The organism is Bradyrhizobium sp. Y36 (assembly GCF_002531575.1).
Classification (GTDB): Bacteria; Pseudomonadota; Alphaproteobacteria; order Rhizobiales; family Xanthobacteraceae; genus Bradyrhizobium.
In genome coordinates, this window is the sequence record NZ_NWTI01000002.1 from 181,365 (window position 1) to 203,325 (window position 21,961).

19 protein-coding genes are annotated in these 21,961 nt (G+C 65.3%); 9 read left to right on the forward strand and 10 right to left on the reverse strand.

Annotation, left to right across the window (positions count from 1 at the left end; genetic code table 11):
* Positions 1-134 precede the first annotated feature (134 nt).
* Positions 135-1,268 carry a glycosyltransferase family 2 protein gene (locus CO669_RS04350; RefSeq protein WP_097658314.1) on the forward strand — a complete coding sequence of 378 codons (1,134 nt, stop codon included), beginning with the start codon at positions 135-137 and terminating at the stop codon, positions 1,266-1,268.
* Positions 1,269-1,275: 7 nt separating this feature from the next.
* Positions 1,276-2,778, forward strand: coding sequence for a glycosyltransferase family 39 protein (locus tag CO669_RS04355; RefSeq protein ID WP_097658315.1), 1,503 nt, complete (start codon positions 1,276-1,278; stop codon positions 2,776-2,778).
* A 192-nt stretch (positions 2,779-2,970) separates the two neighbouring features.
* On the opposite strand, the gene CO669_RS04360 is transcribed toward CO669_RS04355, so the two are convergent.
* Together CO669_RS04360 and CO669_RS04365 are read right to left on the reverse strand one after the other, a co-directional pair.
* On the reverse strand, positions 2,971-4,857 hold the full coding sequence (locus CO669_RS04360; protein ID WP_097658317.1) for a CHASE2 domain-containing protein: 1,887 nt from the start codon (positions 4,855-4,857) through the stop codon (positions 2,971-2,973).
* 59 nt (positions 4,858-4,916) lie between these two features.
* The gene (locus CO669_RS04365; protein ID WP_198963829.1) at positions 4,917-5,438 is read right to left on the reverse strand and encodes a FecR domain-containing protein; all 522 of its coding nucleotides are present in this window, start codon (positions 5,436-5,438) and stop codon (positions 4,917-4,919) included.
* Between the two features lie 665 nt (positions 5,439-6,103).
* On the opposite strand from CO669_RS04365, the gene CO669_RS04370 reads away from it, so the two are divergent.
* The gene (locus tag CO669_RS04370; protein ID WP_198963830.1) at positions 6,104-7,192 is read left to right on the forward strand and encodes a DUF2778 domain-containing protein; all 1,089 of its coding nucleotides are present in this window, start codon (positions 6,104-6,106) and stop codon (positions 7,190-7,192) included.
* A 63-nt stretch (positions 7,193-7,255) separates the two neighbouring features.
* Here CO669_RS04370 and CO669_RS04375 read toward each other — a convergent pair whose 3' ends face one another.
* The 4 genes from CO669_RS04375 to CO669_RS04390 form a co-directional block, all read right to left on the reverse strand.
* Complete coding sequence (locus tag CO669_RS04375; protein ID WP_097658323.1) at positions 7,256-8,080, reverse strand: SDR family NAD(P)-dependent oxidoreductase; 825 nt, start codon at positions 8,078-8,080, stop codon at positions 7,256-7,258.
* Between the two features lie 82 nt (positions 8,081-8,162).
* Positions 8,163-9,518, reverse strand: a complete 1,356-nt coding sequence (locus CO669_RS04380) for a caspase family protein (RefSeq protein WP_097658325.1) — start codon at positions 9,516-9,518, stop codon at positions 8,163-8,165.
* Between the two features lie 109 nt (positions 9,519-9,627).
* Complete coding sequence (locus CO669_RS04385; protein ID WP_097658327.1) at positions 9,628-10,257, reverse strand: glutathione binding-like protein; 630 nt, start codon at positions 10,255-10,257, stop codon at positions 9,628-9,630.
* Between the two features lie 11 nt (positions 10,258-10,268).
* A complete protein-coding gene (locus CO669_RS04390; protein WP_097658329.1) occupies positions 10,269-10,862 on the reverse strand; it encodes a cysteine hydrolase family protein in 594 nt (197 codons plus the stop codon).
* 129 nt (positions 10,863-10,991) lie between these two features.
* On the opposite strand from CO669_RS04390, the gene CO669_RS04395 reads away from it, so the two are divergent.
* The 3 genes from CO669_RS04395 to CO669_RS04405 all read left to right on the forward strand — a co-directional run bounded on the left by CO669_RS04395 (position 10,992) and on the right by CO669_RS04405 (position 13,094).
* On the forward strand, positions 10,992-11,831 hold the full coding sequence (locus CO669_RS04395; RefSeq protein WP_097658330.1) for a LysR family transcriptional regulator: 840 nt from the start codon (positions 10,992-10,994) through the stop codon (positions 11,829-11,831).
* Positions 11,832-11,959: 128 nt separating this feature from the next.
* Complete coding sequence (lepB, locus tag CO669_RS04400; protein ID WP_097658332.1) at positions 11,960-12,709, forward strand: signal peptidase I; 750 nt, start codon at positions 11,960-11,962, stop codon at positions 12,707-12,709.
* Positions 12,710-12,806: 97 nt separating this feature from the next.
* On the forward strand, positions 12,807-13,094 hold the full coding sequence (locus CO669_RS04405) for a GIY-YIG nuclease family protein (protein ID WP_097658334.1): 288 nt from the start codon (positions 12,807-12,809) through the stop codon (positions 13,092-13,094).
* A 324-nt stretch (positions 13,095-13,418) separates the two neighbouring features.
* Here CO669_RS04405 and groL read toward each other — a convergent pair whose 3' ends face one another.
* Both groL and CO669_RS04415 read right to left on the reverse strand, forming a co-directional pair.
* Positions 13,419-15,059: a chaperonin GroEL gene (gene groL, locus CO669_RS04410; RefSeq protein ID WP_097658335.1), complete on the reverse strand. Its 1,641-nt coding sequence runs from the start codon at positions 15,057-15,059 to the stop codon at positions 13,419-13,421.
* A gap of 45 nt (positions 15,060-15,104) precedes the next feature.
* Positions 15,105-15,419, reverse strand: a complete 315-nt coding sequence (locus CO669_RS04415; protein WP_097658337.1) for a co-chaperone GroES — start codon at positions 15,417-15,419, stop codon at positions 15,105-15,107.
* A gap of 378 nt (positions 15,420-15,797) precedes the next feature.
* Here CO669_RS04415 and CO669_RS04420 point away from each other — a divergent pair, with 378 nt between their 5' ends.
* Positions 15,798-16,085 (forward strand): usg protein, encoded by a 288-nt coding sequence (locus CO669_RS04420; RefSeq protein WP_097658338.1) that lies wholly within the window; start codon positions 15,798-15,800, stop codon positions 16,083-16,085.
* 167 nt (positions 16,086-16,252) lie between these two features.
* On the opposite strand, the gene CO669_RS04425 is transcribed toward CO669_RS04420, so the two are convergent.
* Positions 16,253-18,382 carry an O-linked N-acetylglucosamine transferase, SPINDLY family protein gene (locus CO669_RS04425; RefSeq protein WP_097658340.1) on the reverse strand — a complete coding sequence of 710 codons (2,130 nt, stop codon included), beginning with the start codon at positions 18,380-18,382 and terminating at the stop codon, positions 16,253-16,255.
* A 208-nt stretch (positions 18,383-18,590) separates the two neighbouring features.
* Between CO669_RS04425 and CO669_RS04430 the strand changes: the two genes are divergently transcribed.
* Positions 18,591-19,118, forward strand: coding sequence for a cupin domain-containing protein (locus CO669_RS04430; protein ID WP_097658342.1), 528 nt, complete (start codon positions 18,591-18,593; stop codon positions 19,116-19,118).
* A 117-nt stretch (positions 19,119-19,235) separates the two neighbouring features.
* On the opposite strand, the gene CO669_RS04435 is transcribed toward CO669_RS04430, so the two are convergent.
* Positions 19,236-20,486, reverse strand: a complete 1,251-nt coding sequence (locus CO669_RS04435; protein WP_097658344.1) for a NupC/NupG family nucleoside CNT transporter — start codon at positions 20,484-20,486, stop codon at positions 19,236-19,238.
* A gap of 154 nt (positions 20,487-20,640) precedes the next feature.
* Here CO669_RS04435 and CO669_RS04440 point away from each other — a divergent pair, with 154 nt between their 5' ends.
* Positions 20,641-21,879 (forward strand): MFS transporter, encoded by a 1,239-nt coding sequence (locus CO669_RS04440; protein WP_097658345.1) that lies wholly within the window; start codon positions 20,641-20,643, stop codon positions 21,877-21,879.
* Positions 21,880-21,961 lie beyond the last annotated feature (82 nt).

Below are 21,961 nucleotides of genomic sequence, written 5' to 3' on the forward strand. Positions count from 1 at the left end.
CCGGATGTACGCGCGGCCCGCCGTTCCGGGGTCGTTGGCATTTGGGACCCCTTTTGGGTCGATTCCCACAGACCTCCCGGCTTGGCAGTGCAAGAACTTGGCAGCGCAGGACGCGGCGGATATACGCTGCCGTCATGAATGAAGCGATCAGACCCGGCTCCGACCATCCGCCACAGGCTCAAGAGGGCCCGGAACTGTCGGTCATCGTCCCGACCTTCAACGAGCGCGACAACGTCACGGTGCTGTACCGGCGGCTGGAGGCGACGCTCGCCAACGTCGCCTGGGAGGTCGTGTTCGTCGACGACAATTCGCCCGACGGCACTTGGGACGTGGTGCGTGCGCTCGCGCAGCAGGACAGCCGCGTGCGCTGCATCCGCCGCATTGGCCGCCGCGGCCTGTCGGGTGCCTGCATCGAGGGTATCCTGGCCTCCAGCGCGCCCTTTGTGGCCGTGATCGACGCCGACCTCCAGCACGACGAGACCCAGCTGCCGAAGATGCTGTTGCTGCTCGCCAGCGACGAGGCCGATCTCGTCGTCGGCAGCCGTTACATCGAGGGCTACAAGAGCGAAGGTTTCAACAAGCAGCGCGCCGGCGCCAGCGCGCTGGCGACCGAGGTGGCCAGGAAGATGCTGCGGGTCGAGATCGCCGATCCCATGAGCGGCTTTTTCATGGTCCGCCGCGACCGTTTCGAAGAGCTCGCGCCGAAACTGTCGGTGCACGGCTTCAAGATCCTGCTCGACCTTGTCGCGACCGCGCATGGCGGCTTGCGGGCCGTCGAGATTCCCTACACCTTCGGCGCCCGCCAGCACGGCGAGAGCAAGCTCGATTCCATGGTCGCGCTGGATTTCCTCGGCCTCGTGCTGGCCAAGCTGACCAACGACATCGTCTCACTCCGTTTCGTCCTGTTCGCGATGGTCGGCGGTATCGGCCTCGTGGTGCATCTCACCACGCTGTTCATCGGACTTCAGCTGTTCAAAGCGCCGTTCGCGGAGGCGCAGGCCGCCGGCGCCATCGTCGCCATGACCAGCAATTTCGTCCTCAACAACTTCCTCACCTATCGCGACCAGCGGCTGAAGGGCTTTGCGCTGCTGCGCGGCCTGATCGCCTTCTACATCGTGTGCAGCGTCGGGCTGCTCGCCAATGTCGGCGTCGCCTTCTCGGTCTACGATCAGGAGCCGATCTGGTGGCTGGCCGGCATGGCCGGTGCACTGATGGGCGTGGTGTGGAACTACGCGATGTCGGGCCTGTTCGTCTGGCGCAAGAAATAGCCGGAAGATGGGCGGAGCTGACGCGCGGATCGTCCGCAACACCGCGCTGGTGATTTTCGCGCTGGTGACCCTGCGGCTGGTCGCGGCAGCCGTCACGCCGATCACCTTCGACGAAGCCTATTACTGGATGTGGTCGAAGAACCTGGCGGGCGGTTACTACGACCATCCGCCGATGGTCGCCTACGTGATCCGCGCCGGCACCATGATCGCTGGTGATACCGAGCTCGGCGTTCGCCTGGTCTCCATCCTGCTCGCGCTGCCGATGAGCTATGCCATCTACCGCTCCGCGGCGATCCTGTTCGGCGGGGTGCGCGTCGCGGCGACCAGCGCCATCCTGCTCAACGTGACGCTGCTGGCGTCCGTCGGCACGCTGATCGTGACGCCGGATGCGCCGCTGCTGGTGGCCTCCAGCTTCGTGCTGTTCTTCCTCGCCAAGGTGCTCGAGAGCGGTCGCGGCGCCTGGTGGCTCGCGGTCGGCGCCGCGGTCGGTGCGGCGCTGCTGTCGAAATACACCGCGATGTTCTTTGGCGCCGCAATCCTGATCTGGCTTGCTTGCGTGCCGAAGCTGCGGCGCTGGTTCCTCTCGCCGTGGCCCTATCTCGGCGGTCTCGTTGCGCTGGCGCTGTTCTCGCCGGTGATCCTCTGGAATGCGGATCATCAATGGGTCTCGTTCACCAAGCAGCTCGGTCGCGCCAGGATCGAGGACTTCCGCCCGGTCTTCATCGCCGAGCTGATCCCGACCCAGATCGCGTTCGCGACCCCGCTGGTCTTCATCCTCGGCGCGATGGGATTGCACGCGCTGACCTGGCAGCGCGCAGGCGCGCTGGCTTCGCGCGTTCTGATCGAGGCGATGTTCTGGACCGTCGTCGCCTATTTCGTCTGGCATTCGCTGCATGCCCGCGTCGAGGCCAATTGGTTCGCGCCGGTCTATCCGCCCTTCGTCCTCGCTGCGGGCGCCGCCGCCAATCTCGTGCAGTGGAGGCCGCGCCAGCGGCGCCTCGTGGATTTCTGCCTGCGCTGGGCCGCGCCCGCGGGCATCGTGATGTTTGCCGCGCTGGTCGTCCAGGCCAACACCGGCTGGCTGTCAGGCTATCGCCGCGACGCGACCGTGCGCAGTGTCGGCGTCGGCTGGCGCGAGCTCGCCGCGGGTATAGAAGCCGAGCGCGTGCGCCATGGCGCGACCTGCGTGCTCGCGCAGGATTACGGCACCACGGGCTGGCTCGCCTTCTATTTGCCGCGCGGCACCTGCGTGCTGCAGCAGAACCAGCGCATCCGCTGGGTCAACATGGGCGAGCCCGATCCAAGGCTGCTTGCCGGCAAGCTGCTCTATGTCGACGAGCTGCGCCCTGACGGTCACCCCGTCCTCAACGATCTCTTTGCGAAGGTCACCCAGGTTGCGCAATTGCAGCGCAAGCGCGGCCCGCTGGTGGTCGAGACCTACGGCATCGATCTGCTGGAGGATGCCAAGGGTGACGTGCTCGACCGCTCGCCGCCGCCGGAGGCAAGGTAAGTAGGCTCTGCTGCTTTCACGGTGTCGTCCCCGCGAAGGCGGGGATCCATACCCCCAGGGAGGAGTTTGGCGAAGACTGCTCGTGGGCTTATGTAGTCGGTGCGGCCAGCTGTGCTCGTCGATGGATCACGCGGTATGAGTCCCTGCGTTCGCAGGGACGACGGCGGCGTGCTGAGTCGATAGCAACGACTTTCAGTCGATCATCTCAGCCTTCGTCGCAGCGTGGCCTGGCCCGCTCTGGTCGCGCCAGAACCACACGGTCACGGCGCCTGAGCGACCGCGGACGTGGGCGAGGAGGGGGCCCGACAGAATGCCGTCGGGCACCCCGTGGAAGTCGGCGGCATCCAGCAGCGTATCGCTCAGCGCGAGCCGCGCATCGTTCTGGACGGCGACCTCCATCAGCCGGTTCGCGACGTTGACGGTGTCGCCTGTCGCGGTGATGTGCTGGTGGCTTTCGCCGAGGCGGGAGGCGACGATCTCGCCGAAATGCACGCCGATCTTGAAGCCCAGCGGATCACCGATGGCAGGTGGCAGCGAGGCGATCCAGCGTTCGACGCCGCGATGCAGGTCGATCGCACATTTCAGTGCGCGCGCCGCATCATCGGGCATCGCGCCCGGAAGCCCAAACAGAATCATGGCGCCGTCGCCGAGAAAGCCCGTAATCGTGCCGCCGCAATCGACCGCGATCCTGTCGATCAACGCGTGAAATGCCTTCAAAACCCCCTGGATCGCGTCAGGATCAGTCCGTTCGCTTAAGCCGGTGAAGCCGGAGAGGTCGATGAAGACCACGGCTGCATTTTGCCGGACCGGCCTGGACAGGAAATTCGGATCGCGCGCCAGCCACTCTTGCACCGCAGGCGCCTGCAACCGGGCGAGCGACCTGCTCTTGGCTGCGAGATACTGCGTGCGGCGGCCTCCGACCCACAGCTGTACGCCAGCAAAGATCGCAACCGGCGGCACTGCGGCGGCGAGCGTGGTTGCCGCATTCAGCCAGACGCCATGCGTGAAGGCGAGCGCATTGAGGCCGGCCCAGGCAATCATCACCGCAGCCGCCGCCATGATGCCGAGCGCGCTGCGCCGCCAGGCCAGCAAGCCGACCAGCAGCATCGGCAGCAGGATTGCAGCGAGCGCGTCGGCAACATGAACCCTGTAGTCGCGTACGATGCCGTCGCCGGCAACGAGATGCGTGATCGCGGTCGAGACCACTTCGACGCCGGGCATCAGCGAATCGAACGGGGTGGGATAGAAGTCGCCGCCGCCGGCGACCGAGGCGCCGATCACGACGATTCGGTTCTCGATCGCCGCGCGGTCGAGCGTGCCGTCGAAGATGCTCTGCGCACTGACGGTGCGGATGGTGCGTCGCGGACCGTAATAGGTGATCGGCAGCGCGAAATCGGCATCGGTCGGCACTGCGCGCTCACCGAGCATGAGGTGATCCGAGGCGATCGTCAGCGGCTTGTCGAGCGCGCGGGTGGCGACCCGCAAGGGGAACGACAGTTCGACCTTGTCGTGCGTCCGGAACAGCATCGGCACCGAAAGCGGTGAGCCCGACTGCCCCGTCGCGACGTTGACGACGCCCACTTCGGCGTGGTCGGCGAACGCCGGCAGCGGCAGCAGGAAGCGTTCGGCCTGCGGCAGCACGGCGAGGGGGCCCGCGCTGCTCGGCTCCACGGTTTCGCTGGCGCTTGGAAAGATCGCCGCGGCGGCCAGCACCATGGGGCCGGTCGCCAGCGTGTTGGCCAGCGTTGCGTCGCCGATCGCGGCGCTGCGGTCCACCAGGAGGAGATCGATCGCGACGACCTTCGGCTTGAACTGCACGATGGTGTCGACGACCCGGGCGAGATCGGCGCGCGGCAGTGGATAGCTGCCGCCGCGCTTCACCACGGTATCGTCGATCGCGACGATGGTGACGAGATCGGGTGGGCGCTGCACGCCGCGGGCCTGGGTCCGCCAATCGGTCAGTGTCGCTTCGAGGCGATCGAGAAAGCGCAGATGGCCGCCTGCGTGCGCGGCATAGATGCCGGCGCCCCACAACGCGGTGAGGACGAGTGCTACCAGGATCTGAACGCGTCTAGTCACTACGTACTGCAATCTTCTTTGTTCTAAGTCCTGTTGACCAAAGCCTTAAAGACCAAGCCTTATTGACCAAGCCTTGCCATCAGCGCGTCGACGCGCGGCTGGCCCCATGTCTTGACGGTCAGCGGGCCGGCCGCTTCGACGTCGACGCCTTCGCCTGGGCCAAGTACGACGCCGCGCCCGCGAGCCCTGCGGCTGACGCCGACGCGGCCGTCAGCGACGAAAACGGAGGTCTTGGCCTCAGCGACGTCGACCGCCCATCTTGTGCCGCGCACCGCCGCAATCGCCTGCGGGGTCAGCACCTTGAAGGGATTGCCGCCGGACTTCTTGGGCACCTCGATCAGCAGGGCTCTGCTGCTCAACTCGACGGAGTCTATATGTCCGTCGCGGTTGGCATCCTTTAGTTCAAATCTGGCGCCGTTTTCTGCAACGATGGTGATACCGTTGTCGCAGCGCCAAACTTGCGTGCTCGCGGCCGAAATCGACGACGTGCAACCTGCATTGGCGGGCTGCGCGGCCGCATATCCCATCAACAAGAACGACCACACGAGAGCGAAAAACCCAGCGCGCGCGATCCCACTCATGCCAGCCTCCATTTGCGTGCCTGGCACAGTTCAAGGCGATGTTGATACGGTACCGTATCACACGCTGAGGCTGCCGGAAAGTGCCGAGTTTGGAGCTATTTTCTCCACACGGCCTTTTCCAGATCGGTGCGATCAACTTTCGGTCAGGGTCCCGTGTTGCGTGAGTGCTCTGTGCGCGATGTGTGATGCGGGACGAGCCCTGGTGCCCATGCTGCGGAATCTCGCGCGCCGCGGCTGGCAAGGCGCGCGCGCCAGCCTCGCACAACCCTTCCCCGGTATCTTCCGGGCATTGATGACCACGAAAAGGACTTGGTTGGATGCGCTTAGAGAGGGGGCCGGCGAGGTCCGCTGAACGCGCCGATCCGGCCGAGAATTATGGTTAACAGACGCGCCTAAGTCCGTAGTTCTGCGGGCTTTTTCTCAGAATGATACAGCGTTGATGCGTTGCCCTACATCCGCCCGAACTTAATCCGCATTTAACTAAAAGTCGCCTTAATGACGCTCCGACCCTCTGCGAGATGCTGTTCCCGGATCGTGACCAGCGGCACTTTGAAGGGGGACTGAGTGACACCGTCCTGGACGCAAGGCGAATGAGTACGAGTATCGCTGCGCAAATTAACGCGGCACGGAAGTCCAAGAGAAATTCGCGGAAATCTTCCCGGAAAATGACCACGACCAATTGGCTTGGCGCCGCAGCGATCGGCTGCGTCGTGATGGGCGCCGGCTGGACCATCTACAACAACGTCTTCGGCGCGAGCGTCTATCCGACCGTCGGCAGCATCGGCTATGACGAGCCGGTGGTGAAGCGTGCGCCCAAGGTCGCGCTGCGCGAGGCCGGCGACGCCATCAAGGAAGCTTTCGCGCTGCTGCCCGACCGGTTGCAGGTCGCCGCCCCGATTTCGCGCGAGATGTTCAACGAGCGCTTTGCCGCGGCCGCGACCCAGGGCGTGGCGTCGAATGCGGCGAGCGCGGCGCCCGCGACCCAGGTTGCGGTGGTGAAAGATCCGCCGAAGCAGAGCGTGATCGCGAAGGTCGCGGAGGCGCTGAAGCCGGCCCCGGCCAAGAACACGGACAAGACGACCGACAAGGCTGCGGACAAGGCCAAGCGCGCTCCGGATGCCCAGATCCAGCTGGCCTCGGCAGATCCCGCGCAGATCGTGCCGGCACCCGAAGCCAAGAAGTCGTTCGCGGACCGCGCCAAGGCGGCGGTGATGTCGATCACCGGGCCGCGCCAGTCGATGGTCGAAAAGCTCTGGGGCAAGCGTGAGCCGTCCGGCGGGCTTTTGGCCTATGCCTCGGCCGATGCCAGTGTGACTTCGGCCATCGCGCCGAAGGAGCAGAACCCGATGTTCGGCGGTGCGCCGCCCTATGAGCGCGACACCGCAGTCTACGACATCACGGCCAAGACCGTGTATCTGCCCGATGGCACCAAGCTCGAGGCGCATTCGGGTCTCGGCTCCAATCTCGACGATCCGCGCTCCCAGCGCACGCGCATGCGCGGCGTGACCCCGCCGCACATCTACACGCTGAAGCCGCGCGAGGCGCTGTTCCACGGCGTGCCGGCGCTGCGCCTGACCCCGATCGGCGGCGAGAGCGCGATCTACGGCCGCGACGGCCTGCTCGCCCACACCTTCATGCTCGGGCCGAACGGCGACTCCAACGGCTGCGTGTCGTTCAAGGACTACTACGCGTTCCTCGACGCCTACCGCAACAAGGGCATCCGCAAGCTCGCGGTGCTGGCGCGGGTGGAGTGATCTCCGCTCATTGTCGATCATGCAAAAGGGCCGCTGCAGCGGCCCTTTTCTTTTTCCGGGTCGTCAGCCCGGCCAGCATTGTCCGCCGCCGTCGATCCTCAGCACCTGGCCTGAGACGAAGGCGCCCATGGGGCCTGCGAACAACTCGACAACGCGCGCGACCTCGTCGACGGTGGCGATGCGATCGAGCGTGCCGGTCTCGACCATCCGGCCAGGGTCCACCGCGCGGGTGCCGAGAAAGCGGCCGGTGCGGGTGTCGCCGGGCGCAATGCAGTTGACGGCGATGTCGTAGGGGCGAAGCTGGTCGGCGAGGCAACGCGTGTAGTGGGTCACGCCGGCCTTCGACACCGCATAGATCGAGCCCTGGGTGCGCCCCTTGAAAGCGGCGACCGAGCCGAGCGTGACGATGCGGCCAGCCCGCCGCTCCATCATGCCTTTCGCGACCGCTTGGCAGGTCAGGATGGTCGAGAGCAGATTGCGCTCCAGCACTGCGCGCACGTCCGCTTCCTGGATGTAGACCGCGTCGTTCGGATCGGGCTTGCCGCCGGCGGCCGCGATATCGCCGCCGGCATTGTGCACGAGAATGTCGATCGGACCGAGCGCGCCCTTCGTCTCGGCAATCACGCGCGCGATGTCATCGCCCTTGGTGAGATCGCCCAGCACGCGCTGGCTGCGGACGCCGAATTCCTGGCCGATCTCCGCGGCCACCGCGGTCAGCGTGGTGCCCTCGCCATATTCCGCCGGCCCGTTCTCGCGCATGCCGTGGATCGCGACGTCGGCACCGAGGGCGGCGAGCTTTTCCGCGAAGGCACGGCCAAGCCCGCGGCCTGCGCCCGTCACCAGTGCGATCTTGCCAGCAAGAATCCTCGTTCCGTCATGCGTTGCCATGATCTTGTTCCTGTCGTGAGATGCCCGCGTGTTGCAGGATCGAGGCCGCCCCCCGTTGCCCGCATTGCGTGATATCGCACGATCAGCGCTTGACGAAAACAAGATTGCAGGCACGCGCCTCGTTGCGCTTGCCGCTGCCGCGGGTGCGATCGAACTGCGCATCGACCGTGAAGGCGTAGGGTGAGCCGGGTGCGAGGTTATTGAGCGTGTAGGTGCTCGCGCCCGTCGTGCCGCGCGCACTCAAGGTCGTCTTGCCGTCGGCCGGGATCTGGCCGTCGATCTCCAGCCGGTTGACGCCGTCTCTGCCCTGGGCTTCGGCGTGGAACACGCCGTTGGCCACCGTGGCAACCAGCGGCCTTGTAAATCCCTGTGCCTTGCCGGTCGGCGGGCAGTTCAGCGTCACGTCCCAATTGCCGTCGAAATCCTTGCTGCCGGTGGTTCGTGCGTTGCCGCTCGGCGCCACCGCGACCTTCTGCTTCAATCCTTCAACGCGCGCCTTGGCGAGGGTTGCGAAGATGCAGTTCGGAAATCGCGCGAGATGGTCCTCGAAGGCCGCCAGCGTGCCGATCCCGTCCGCGGCTTTCCAATGGGCTTCCGCGGCCGAACAGGGATCGGCCTTCGGCGCGGCCTGCGGCGTCGCGGGCACGACCGTCACCGACACCGGTCCGTTCAGATAGAATTTTCCGATGATCGACAGCGACAGTTCGGGCAGCTGGGACTTGCCGCTTGCGTCATAGACGTCGCTGCTGATGTCGCGAAAGACGTCGCCGATCTCGTTCGGCTCTTCGATGTGCTTGAGGAACGCGCTGGTGTAGGGACTGTTGCGGCCGACGCCGTCGGCGGCGACCTGACCCGATTGGGTCGAGAACGACACGATCGTGCCGCGCGGGGCCTCGACTTTCGACAAGCCCCGCCCGATCGAGGCGGCACGCGTCGCGCCCGCAGAGCGCTTGAGGGTTTCGGCCAGCGGATTGTCTCGGCAGGAATCGAGCACGAGGATGCGCAGGTTCTTGGCCTGCTGCAGATCGTTGATGATGTCGTCGACGCGCACGAAGCGCTTGAGGTCGGCTTCGTCCGCCAGCACGGCGTCGACGGGCATCAGATAGTTGACGCCGTTGTACTGCATGGCATGGCCGCTGTAGTAGAACATGGCGACGTCGGCGCGGCTCGCCGCGCGCGCAAAGCGGATGGTGAGGTCCTGCATGTCGGCCTGGCGCAGGTCGATGCCCTGGATCACCTCGAAGCCGCTGCGCCTCAGCGAGGCCGCGACGTCTTCGGCATCGTGCGAAGGGTTCGGAAGCTGCGCCGTCGAGGCATAGGCGCCGTTGCCGATCACCAGTGCCACCCGCATCTCCGCAAGGACGGAACCCATGCCAAGCCAGTAGGTGAGGAGAGCCAAACAGAATCCGGGCAGGTGACATCCTGAAAAAAGGCGCATGAAAGCCGTCCGGGAAAAATTGAAAAATATCCCGTCAGATTAGCGCATGCCGCGCTGACTTCAATGCCCTTGCGATGGCCCTTCCAAATTCGGCAGCCGTGGCATCCTGTCACGCCGCGAGGGTTTTGCGCAGCGCCATCTCCGCTGCAACCGCCTCCCGCACCGCCGGCCGCGCCTGCATGCGCTCGAGATAGGCCGACAAGGACGGCCATTGCGTGATCTCCAGCCCCGCGGGACGGAGCAGCAGCAAGGCCCAGGTGAGGTGCGCATCCGCCACCGTGAAGCGATCGCCGACCAGGAACTCGCGCTCCGCCAGGTGCGCCGCCGGCACCGCCAAGGTCTGCGTGATCCTCGCGCGCGGCTTGGCGAGCGAGCCGTCGTCCTCGTACCAGAAGGTTGGAAACAGGAACGCCTTGTGGATCTCGGCGCCGATGAAGCTCAGCCATTCCTGCAGCCGATAGCGATCGGGATCGCCGAAGCGCGGCGCGAGACCGGCCCCCGGATTTGCGTCGGCGATGTATTGCAGCACGGCCGCGCTCTCGGTCAGCCGATCGCCGTTCTCCAGCACCAGGACCGGCACCGCGCCCTTCGGCGAGACGCCGCGGAAATCGCTGCCGTCGTCCACGATCTTCTTGGTCCAGATATGAGCGAGGTGATATTGCGCCTCGATGCCGGCCTCCATCAGCGCGATGCGGCTGGAGAGGGAGCAGGCCATCGGGAAGAAATAGAGTTGCAGCATGATCGGCTCCGTCAGGTCAACGCATCGCTCTGCGTGATGATCGCGAAGCGGTCCGAGAGTTCGGCCAGCGCGACCTCGTGAATCGTTCGGGCGTCGAGCGTACCGCCGCGGCCGTCGGGCAAGTCGCGGGTGGCGCAGGCGTCGGCTGCGATCGTGGCGCGCAGGCCGAGATCGAGTGCGGCGCGGGCGGTCGAGGAGATGCACATGTGCGTCATGAAGCCGGCGAGCACGATGTTCTTTCGCCCGGTGGCGGTCAGCCGGGCTTGCAGGTCGGTGCCGGCGAACGCGTTCGGCAGCGCCTTCTCGATCACGGCTTCGCTCGCGAGCGGTGTCAGTCGCTCGACGATCGCGCCGCGCGCGGCCTCGCGGTCGAACAGGCCGCCGGTGCGGCCCTTGTGCGCGACATGGAAGATCGCAGCGCCGCTCTCCCGGGCCCGCGCCAGCAGGCGCGCGGCTGCCGCGATCGCCGGCTGCGCGTCCGGCAGGGTCAGCGGGCCGGCGCAATATTCGTTCTGGATGTCGATCAGCACGAGGCAGGCTTCGTGCAGCTTGGGCGGATTGAGATCGGCGCCGGCGAGGTCGAGCAGGGTCTTGGGAGCGGTCATGCTGGTCAGGGCCTTCTAGCGTATCGGATGGCGCGACATTAGCGCGGCCGCGTCCTGCCATTGTGCAGGACTTTTGCAGCTTATGGCTGCAGAATTGCAGGCGGCGGCATGGTCTGCTAGACCCGGCCCATGAACTGGGACGATCTGCGCATCATCGCCGCGGTGAGGGACGAGGGCACCTATGCCGGCGCCAGCGCGCGGCTGCGCATCGACGAAACCACCGTCGGGCGCCGGCTGGCGCGCATCCAGCGCGATCTCGGCGTGCCCCTGTTCGACGCCGTGGACGGGCTGCGGCGGCCGACGCGCCATTGCGAGGCGGTGCTCGAGCATGTCGGCGCGATGGCCACCCATGCCGCGGCGATCGATCGCATCAAGGAGAGTGAGATGGGCCCGGTCGGGCGCCTTCGCATCGCCTCGACCAATGCCGTCGCCGAGGAGCTGCTGGCGCCGAGGGCGATCGGCTTCCTGCGCGATCATCCCGGCCTGACCCTGCAATTCCTTACGTCGAGCGGCAACGTCAAGTTCTCGCGCTGGCAGGCTGATCTCGCCATTCGCCTGCGCAAGCCTGAGAAGGGCGACTTCACCATCTCCAAGCTCGGCGACGTCAGGCTGTATTATTTCGAGCCTGCCGACCGCACCGCTGGCGAGCCGGTCGCCTGCGTCTATCCGGACGAGCTCGACACGATCCCGGAAGCGCAGTTCCTGCGGGCGAAGCGGCTGACGAACGTCCGCTGCGTCACGGACAATGTCCGCATCATCAGGACCATGATCCAGTCGCATCAGGCCGTCGGCGTGCTGCCCGAGCACAGCTGCACCGCCTTGCTCGCCGACCGCGGCCTGCGCGCCACGCTGCTGTCGAAACGCCGCGACGTCTGGCTTTTGGTGCAGAACCATCTCAGGCGCGACGCGGCGACGCGCGTGACGATCGATTGGGTGAGGCACTGCTTCAAGGATGTGTCGCCCGGCTGACCGCCGGGGAGGCTCGGGCCTGCGCGTTGAACGCGGCCTGCGCGATGTGCGACCAAGATCACGGAGCCGGGATTGCGCGTGCGCCAGGGTTGCGTAATCTCGCGACGAAACTTGATCGGGGCAGGTGCATGACCAGTCTTTCGGAAACGATCCGGCCCTCGCGGGCGCAAGCGCGGGATTGGAAGGCGATTGTCATCCTGATCCTGCTGGTCCCGGTGCTGTGGTCGCCGCTGATCCTGTTTCGTTTCGTGCTGTATCAGCCGTTCAGCATCCCCTCGGGTTCGATGGCGCCGACGCTGATGGTCGGCGACTACGTCTTCGCCGCCAAATATGCCTATGGCTACGGCCGCTACTCCATTCCCTTCGCGCCGTCCTTCATCTCGGGCCGCGTCCTCGCCGCCGACCCCGCATACGGCGACATCGTCGTGTTCCGGACCGCGAAAGACAATTCGGTCGACTACGTCAAGCGCGTGGTCGGGCTGCCCGGCGACCGTATCCAGATGCGGCAGGGCCAGCTCATCCTCAATGACCGTCCGGTGACGCGCGTCGCCCTGGAGACGAAACCCGCCGGCTCGACCTGCGGAGGCGACGAGGATGCCAAGGTCAAGCGCTGGCGCGAGACGCTGCCGAACGGCGCGTCCTACGTGACCAACGATTGCGACGACAACGGCTACCTCGACAACACCAGCGTCTTCACGGTGCCGCCAGGCCATTTCTTCGTGCTCGGCGACAACCGCGACAATTCCACCGACAGCCGGATGATGTCGACATTCGGTTTCGTGCCGATGGACAACCTCATCGGCAAGGTGACGCGGATCTTCTGGTCGCTCGACGAAGACGGCGAGCCGCACATGGAGCGGCTGGGCAAGGTGCGGTAGGTCCGTTGGCTATTTTGGGGCGGCGCTCTCCATTCCCTTGTCATTCCGGGGCGGCGCGTAGCGCCGAGCCCGGAATCCATAACTACAGGCGGATGGAATGGCGTACTATGTCTACATCCTTGCAAGCAGGAAACACGGCACGCTCTATATCGGCGTGACCAATGATCTCGTACGCCGTGTGTACCAGCACAAGACAAAGGCGGCGCCCGGCTTTACGACGAAGTACGGCGTCGACAAGCTCGTCTTGTTCGAGATCTACGACGATCCTGCGAGCGCCATTGCACGTGAGAAAGAGCTCAAGAAGTGGCGTCGCGACTGGAAGACGCGCTTGATCGAGGAGCAGAACCCGAACTGGGATGATCTTTATCCAGGGGTAGCCAACTGAGGCTCGTGCCCCGCTCCCTCCTGTCATTCCGGGGCGCGCAAAGCGCGAGCCCGGAATCCATAACCACAGGCGGATGGAATGGCCGCTGTGCCGTCGCCCGTAAGACGGGGGGACAAGAAGTGGGGGATTGGAAGACTCGGTTGATCTAGGATCAGGATTTGAATTGGGAAAAACCAACTCAGATTCGTGGTTATGGATTCCGGGCTCGCGACTTCGTCGCGCCCCGGAATGACCAACCTTGCTACTTTGGCGTGTGTCGTGCAAACAAAAACCCCGGCATCGCTGCCGGGGTTTCGCATTTCGTATCTTGCCTGAATGGCTGGATCAGAAGTCCATGCCGCCCATGCCGCCGCCCGGGGGCATCGCCGGACCGGCGCCGCCCTTCTTGGGCAGCTCGGCGACCATGGCTTCCGTGGTGATCAGCAGCGCCGCAACCGAGGCTGCGTTCTGGATCGCGGTACGGACCACCTTGGTCGGGTCGATGATGCCCTTCTTGACGAGGTCGCCGTATTCGCCGGTCTGGGAGTCGAAGCCGTAGGCGTACGACTTGTTCTCCAGCACCTTGCCGACGATCACCGAGCCGTCTTCACCGGCGTTGATCGCGATCTGGCGAGCGGGAGCCGACAGCGCCTTGCGCACGATCTCGACGCCGGTCTTCTGGTCGTCGTTCTTGGTGCGCAGGCCCTTGAGCTGCTCGGAGGCACGGAGCAGGGCGACGCCGCCGCCCGGGACGATGCCTTCCTCGACAGCCGCGCGGGTCGCATGCATCGCGTCATCAACGCGATCCTTGCGCTCCTTCACCTCGACCTCGGTCGCGCCGCCGACGCGGATCACCGCGACGCCGCCGGCGAGCTTGGCCAGACGCTCCTGGAGCTTCTCACGGTCGTAGTCCGAGGTGGTCTCCTCGATCTGCGCCTTGATCTGGGCCACGCGCGCCTCGATGTCGGCCTTCTTGCCGGCGCCGTTGACGATCGTGGTGTTCTCCTTGTCGATCATCACCTTCTTGGCGCGACCGAGCATGTTGAGCGTGACGTTCTCGAGCTTGATGCCGAGATCTTCCGAGATCGCCTGGCCGCCGGTCAGGATCGCGATGTCCTGCAGCATGGCCTTGCGGCGATCGCCGAAGCCCGGAGCCTTGACGGCCGCGACCTTCAGGCCGCCGCGGAGGCGGTTCACGACCAGGGTCGCGAGCGCTTCACCCTCGACGTCCTCGGCGACGATGACCAGCGGCTTGCCGGTCTGCACCACGGCCTCGAGCAGCGGGAGCAGCTCGTTCAGCGAGGAGAGCTTCTTCTCGTTGATGAGGATGTAGGCGTCGTCCATCTCAACGCGCATCTTGTCGGCGTTGGTGACGAAGTAGGGCGAGATGTAGCCGCGGTCGAACTGCATGCCCTCGACGACGTCGAGCTCGGTCTCGAGCGACTTGGCTTCCTCGACGGTGATGACACCCTCGTTGCCGACCTTCTTCATGGCGTCGGAGAGGAACTTGCCGATCTCCTGGTCGCCGTTCGCCGAGATGGTGCCGACCTGGGCGATCTCGTCGTTCGAGGTGACCTTCTTGGAGTTCTTGACGAGGTCCGCTACGACGGCCTCGACCGCGAGGTCGATACCGCGCTTGAGGTCCATCGGGTTCATGCCGGCGGCAACCGACTTGGCGCCTTCGCGCACGATCGCCTGGGCGAGCACGGTGGCGGTGGTGGTGCCGTCGCCGGCCGCGTCAGCGGACTTGGAGGCGACTTCGCGCACCATCTGCGCGCCCATGTTCTCGAACTTGTCCTCGAGCTCGATCTCCTTGGCGACGGTGACGCCGTCCTTGGTGATGCGGGGAGCGCCGAACGACTTGTCGAGCACGACGTTGCGGCCCTTCGGGCCGAGCGTGACCTTCACCGCGTTGGCGAGGATGTCGACGCCGCGAAGCATCTTGTCGCGCGCATCGACGGAGAATTTGACTTCTTTAGCTGCCATCTGGATTTTTCCTTGAGGTGTTTGGCTGGGGGAGAGAGGGGGCTCTTAGGCCGCCTTCTTCTTGGAAGCGGGGACGTCGAGGACGCCCATGATGTCGCTTTCCTTCATGATCAAGAGATCGACGCCGTCGATCTTGACCTCGGTGCCGGACCACTTGCCGAACAGCACACGGTCGCCGACCTTCAGGTCGATCGGGATCAGCTTGCCGGCCTCGTCGCGGCCACCGGGGCCGACGGCGATGACTTCGCCCTGCGAGGGCTTTTCCTTGGCCGTGTCGGGAATGATGATGCCGCCAGCGGTCTTCTCTTCTGCGTCGATGCGCTTGACCACGACGCGGTCGTGAAGCGGACGGAAGTTCATGCAGTCCTCCTAAGCAATTGCTCGGGTTGAAGATTTCAGATTGTTAGCAGTCTGTGCCCGCGAGTGCTAGCACAGCGAGGCTGAAATAGGACAGGAATTTTGCGGGGACAAGGGCTTCTAGCAGAAAAATAAGCACTCGGAAGCGCGGTTTGCCAATTTCGCGCGGCCATCGTTAACCGAGCCCGTGACGGTATTAGCACGGGGACGTATCTGCTGCTAAAGCATTGAATTTCAACAGCTTGTTAAACTTTTGGGCTTGAGATGGATTGTCAGTTTGCGTCACATTTCTCTCATGTGAGCGCATCAGTACCGGGTGGCTCGTAAGGCGCACACCGAACCAAGCCGCCCCTTGAATGCGCTCCTGCAAAGGAGGTTGGCATGGGCTTGCGGAATGGGGGCGTTTCCGAGGATTTCCGGAAACAGATGCTGGGTTACGGGCTGACGACGGCACAAATTCTCTATCGGATGCCGGATCATCCCTCGCTGCTGCAGACCTACGTCTGGCAGAACTACGACATGTTTCCGAAATTCCCGGCGCTGAAGGATTTCCTGGCATTCTGGCAGGAAAAGCTCGACGGCCCCCTCCATTCCGTCACCGTGGCGCATTCCAAGCTGATCAAGCCGGCCGAGCTGCGCGCCGTGGACGGCGTGTTCCGGCTGCATTGAGCAGGACACCGGGAGGGTCGGCAAAGGCGCGCTCTGCGCGCGCCGTGCCCACCATTTGTCTCCGATGGAGAGAGGTCGTGGGCACGCTCCGCTTTGCCCACCCTCCGATATCTCCATTGCCGCTGCGTTGAGCGAACGGCCTATTGCCGTGATCGCCTGAACGGCAATCAGACGTCGCTGCCGCAGTAACGCTTCCACATCGCGCGATAGGCCTCGTCCACCGCGCGTCCGTATGAGACGGGGTTGCTGGCGGCCGTGGCCCGGATCATGTCGGGCAGTTCGCGGCGCAACCTGTCGAGCTCTTCGCTCTGCGAGCCGCGGCGCGTTGCGATGTCGATATAGGCCTCGCGGCTATCGGTGACCCAGTCCGGCAAGCCGAGCGCGGTGAGGATGGACCCGGCAGCACGGCTCGGCAGGCTGTTGCCGAGCTTCGCGACCACCGGCACGCCCATCTGCAGGGCTTCCCACGTGCTGACGCCACCATTCTGCGGGAACGGGTCGAGGCAGATATCGACGCGATTGAACGATGCCAGATGTTCGCTTCGCGAGGTGGCCCCGAGCAATTCGACGCGGTCGGCCGGCAATCCGCAAGCCCCGAACCGCGCCAGCAGATTTTCGCGGACCATCTCATCGTCCAGTGCGACATCCTTGATCAGCAGTCGCGAGCCCGGCACCTGCTCGAGGATCCTGGACCAGACCTCCGCGGCCTCGTCCGAGATCTTGCTGATGCGGTTGAAGACGCCGAAGGTGACGAAGCCGTTCGAGATCGCGGGCGTCGGCGCCCGCGCAATCCCGTCCGGCAGCGGCGCCAGCGTCACGAAGCATGGCAGGTCGACGACGGTCTCTGCGAACAGATGCCGGACGTCATGAGGAATCGCGACAGGGTCCGACATCAGATAATCGATCGTCGGCAGCCCGGTGCCGGTGCCGTGGCCCCAGCCATGGACCTGGATCGGTGCCGGCTTGCGCGCAAACACGCCGAGGCGGTTGCCTCGGGTATGGCCGGACAGATCGATCAGGATGTCGATGCCGTCGGCGCGGATCTCGTCGGCGAGGCGATCCTCGGTCCATTGCGAGGCATCACGCCAGCGATCGGCGATCTCACGAAATTCCCCGGTCGTCGCATCCACTTTCGCCGAGCAGGCGTAGCACACGATCTCGAACTGTGCCCGGTCATGGTGCTGAAGGACCGGCTTGAAGATCAACGCGGCCGAATGCGCGTTGAAATCCGACGAGACATAGCCGAGCACCAGACGGCGATGCGGATCGCGGCTGTTGTCGTGCGGTTGCGCCGCGCCCGAGGCGATCTTCGCGCCGACACGCTCCCACCACACCTGCCGCGCCTGCTGATGCCGTTCGACGGTGGCGTCCCCTGCAAAGTCGAGCGTGAAGATCTTGTTGGAGATCGCGCTCTGCAGGTCAGGTTGGATGTCGAGCGCCCTGTCGAAACTGGCGAGGGCTTCGTCGACCCGGCCAAGTCCGGCGAGGCAGAGGCCCAGCACCAGATGGGCCTGAATGGAGCCGGGATCGATCGCGAGGGCCTGCTCGCAATCGCGCGAGGCCTGGGCAACCTGCTGGATCTGGAGCAGCACACCGGCCCTTGCGAGCCACCCATTGGCGTCGTCCGGTGCCAGCGCGATGGCCCGATTGCCGTCTGCCAGGGCGTCGTCAAAGCGCTGAAGTTCCCGCAAAGCGGTGGCGCGGTTCGCGAGCGCCGCCGCGTAATTGGGCTTGATCGACAGCGCGCGGTTCAGGCTTGCGACGGCCTCGTCATAGCTGCGCTGACGACAGAGCGCCCAACCCCGGCCGTTATGGGCTTCGGCAAGGTTCGGGTCGAGTGCGAGCGCCTTGTCGTAGCTGCGCAGCGCTTCCTCGTGCAGCTCCAGGGCCACGCTCGCGTTGCCGAGATTGGAAAGCGTGACGGGATGGTTGGGCCGCAAGGCGAGGGACTTTCGGTAGCTCGCGCAGGCCTCGTCGTGACGCCGGAGGCCGTTGAGGGCGACGCCGAGGCTCATATGGGCATCGGCAGATCGCGGATCGGCAGCGACCGCCCGGCTCAGCAGGCTTTCGGCTTGCTGATAGTTCTTGGCATCGGACTCCATGATGCCGAGCATGTGCAGCGCGACGACTTGGTTGGGCGCGAGCTGCAGCAGTTGGCGATAGGCGGCCTGCGCCTCCGGCAGGAGTCCCATCTTGTGCAGCTGGAGAGCGTGCCCGAGCAGTGGCAGCACTTCCGCCTTTTGCCGCTTCTGAAGCCGGGCATTCTGAAATGCACGCTGACCTACGCTGCCGCCCATGAATCAAGTCCCCCAGAATCTCCCTGCAAGATTAATTCAGCGAGAAAACGAATGCGAGATAAGGGCCGTTCGCGACGACAGCTTCGGACAAGCTACGATCTTCGCGTGACCGGCCTTACGCCCGCAATTGCTGCCTCGTCCAAGACTGGCTAGTCTGCCTGCGGGGCGCGCCGTCCGGCGGCAGCGGCTCAAATCAGGGAGGCAGACAATGGCCAGGCAAAAGGCATCAAGACCCGCAACCAAGACCGCGGTGAAGAAGCGCGGCGGCGTGAAGGCGGCGGCGCGATCGCCGGCGCGCAAGGCGGTGAAGGCGAAGGCCCCCGTCACGGCTCCGAAAAAGCCCGCGCGCCCGAGGCAGCGCATCGCGATCAGTCATCACCGCGAGGAAGACTTCAAGGCCGACGGCCTGCGCGCCTACGCCAAGTACCGCGACCTCGGCATTGCCGATGCGACCCGCGGGCTCGCGCAAGCGCATGTGATCCGCCTGCAGGGCCCCTGCGATCCGGCCGAGGTCTCGAAGCTGCACTTCCACGACGTCGAATTCCAGATGGTCTACGTGCTCAAGGGTTGGGTGAAGACCTACATGGACGGGCAGGGTGAGACCTTGATGAAGGAAGGCAGCGCCTGGACCCAGCCGCCGAAGATCAAGCACATGATCCTGGATTATTCGGACGACGTCGAGCTGCTGGAGGTGATCCTGCCGGCGGAGTTCAGGACGGTGGAGTTGAAGGCCTGATGTCATTCCGGGGCGCGCGTAGCGCGAACCCGGAATCCATTGAGCGGCGGAGACGGTGGATGAATGGATTCCGGGCTCGCGACTTCGTCGCGCCCCGGAATGACGGTGCGGAGAGACCTACGCCAGCACCCCCACCACCGCGCCCATCAGGCACGTCGTCAGCGTCCCCGACACGATCGACTTCAGCCCGAGCGTGTTGATTTCCTCGCGGCGCTCCGGCGCCATCACCCCGAGGCCGCCGATCATGATGCCGAGGCTGGCGAAATTGGCGAAGCCGCACATCGCGTAGAGCATGATCAGGCGCGAGCGCGGGTCGAGTGCGCCGGGCGGCAGCTTCGCGAAGTCGACATAGGCGATCAATTCGTTGAGCACGGTCTTGGTGCCCATCAGGCTGCCGGCGGTGACGGCCTGGTCCCACGGCAATCCCATCAGCCAGCAGACCGGCGCCATCACGAGGCCGAGCAGGCGCTGCAGCGAGATCGCGGCGCCGCCGATGTTCGGCAGCAGGCCGAGCATGGCGTTGACGAGATAGACCAGCGCCACCAGCACCAGCAGCATCGCGACGATGTTGAGCAGCAGCTCGAGGCCGGCCGTGGTCCCCTTGACGATCGCATCCATCGTCCCCGACACCTCCATCTCGGGATCTTCCAACGTGCCGCCGGTGCGCTTGTCCGAGGTCTCGGGCACCATGATCAGGCTGACGAGGATCGCGGCCGGTGCCCCCAGCACGGACGCGATGACGAAATGCGCGGCGGCATCGGGGATGAGGGGCGCAAGCAGCGTCGCGTAGAGCACCAGCACCGTGCCGGCGATGCCCGCCATGCCGCCGGTCATCACCAGGAACAATTCGCTGCGGGTCATCTGGGCGAGATAGGGCCGCACGAACAGGGGTGCCTCGACCATGCCGAGGAAGATGTTGGCGGCGGTCGACAGGCCCACCGCGCCGCCGACGCCGAGCGTCCGCTCCAGCAGCCAGGCCATGCCGCGCACGACAGGCGGCAGCACGCGCCAGTAGAACAGCAGCGTCGTCAGCACGCTCATGACCAGCACGATCGGCAGCGCCTGGAACGCCAGGATGAAATCGGCGCCGGGCACTTTGACATCGAACGGCAGGGTGCCGCCCCCGACATAGCCGAACACGAAGGCGGAGCCGGCGCGCGAGGCCGCGGAGATCGCACCGACGGCGTCGTTGATGGCGCCGAAGGCGTGCGCGACGACCGGCAGCTTCAGGAGCACGATCGCGGTGGCGAAGGTGACGAGCAGGCCGACCGCGGCCTGGCGCAGCGACACGGCGCGCCGATTCTCCGCCAGCGCGAAGGCGATCAACAGCAATGCGAAAATGCCGAGTGCCGATTGCAAGCGCAGCATGATGTCCCCAAACCCTCAATGATTATGGCCGCGCCCGCGCTGCAAAGGCAATGCCGGAAGGCCGCCGGAGCCGTCTGCTGTTGACAAGAAGGTCCCCGTCAGTCACGCGAGGCACGTCCATGGGAGCGACGTGCCAGGGGTGACCCAAGAGGCGATGCCAGAGCAGCCGATCGCCGTTAATCCGCCGGTGACTGCCGGCGAGCTCCTCACCCATCGCGCCTTCCTGCTCTTCGTGATCTCGCGCAGCCTGTCGCGCTTCTCCAGCCAGATCGCGGCGGTCGCGATCGGCTGGCAAATCTACGATCTCACCGGCTCGGCCTTCGACCTCGGCATGGTCGGCCTCGTCCAGTTCCTGCCGACCGCACTGCTCGTGTTCGTCGCCGGTCACGCCGCGGACCGCTTCGAGCGCAAGCGCGTGGTCCAGCTCTGCCAGCTCGTGGAAGCCGCGACCGCGCTCTATCTCGCCGTCATCACCTATGTCGGCGCGGTCAGCGAAGTGCAGATCTTCATCGCGACCTTCGTGCTCGGCATCGCTGGCGCGTTCGAGAGCCCGACCACGGCGGCGCTGCTGCCGCTGATCGCGCCGCAGGGATCGCTGCAGCGCGCTACTGCGGTCGCGAGCGGGGCGGGACAGGTCGCGACCATCGCCGGTCCCGCGCTCGGCGGTTTTGCCTATGCGATCGCGCCGCATCTGGCCTATTCCGTGATGCTGCTGTTCTGGATTTTCGGGATGATCCTGACCGGCTTCATTCGGCCGCGCCCGCAGGCCGTCGCCGTGGAAGGGACCGACGCGGACAATATTTTTGCCGGCGTCCGCTTCATCCGCAGCAATCCGGCGATCCTCGGCACCATCTCGCTCGACCTGTTCGCGGTGCTGTTTGGCGGCGTCACGGCGCTGCTGCCGATCTATGCGCGCGACATCCTGCAGACCGGCCCTGTGGGGCTCGGCGTGCTGCGCGCGGCTCCGGCGGTCGGCGCGCTGCTGATGACGATGGTGCTGGCACGCCACGCCATCTCGCGCCATGTGGGCCTGCGCATGTTCCAGGCGGTGATCGTGTTCGGTGTCGCGACGATCGTGTTTGCGCTGTCGCAGTGGATGTGGCTGTCGGTGCTCTCGCTCGCGATCCTCGGTGCTGCCGACACGATCAGCGTCGTGATCCGCTTCTCGCTGGTGCAGCTCTCGACCCCCGACGAGATGCGCGGCCGCGTCGGCGCGGTGAACTTCCTGTTCATCAACGCCTCCAACCAGCTCGGCCAGTTCGAGAGCGGCGTGGCGGCGGCCCTGTTCGGCACTATGCCTGCCGCCGTGCTCGGCGGTGTCGCCACCGTCGCAGTGGCGCTGCTCTGGATGAAGCTGTTTCCAAGCCTGCGGAAGGTGGAGAGTTTGGAGTAGGCCTACGCTCTCTCCCCGTCATTGCGAGGAGCTCTTGGGACGAAGCAATCCAGAATCTTACCGCTGAGGCAGTCTGGATTGC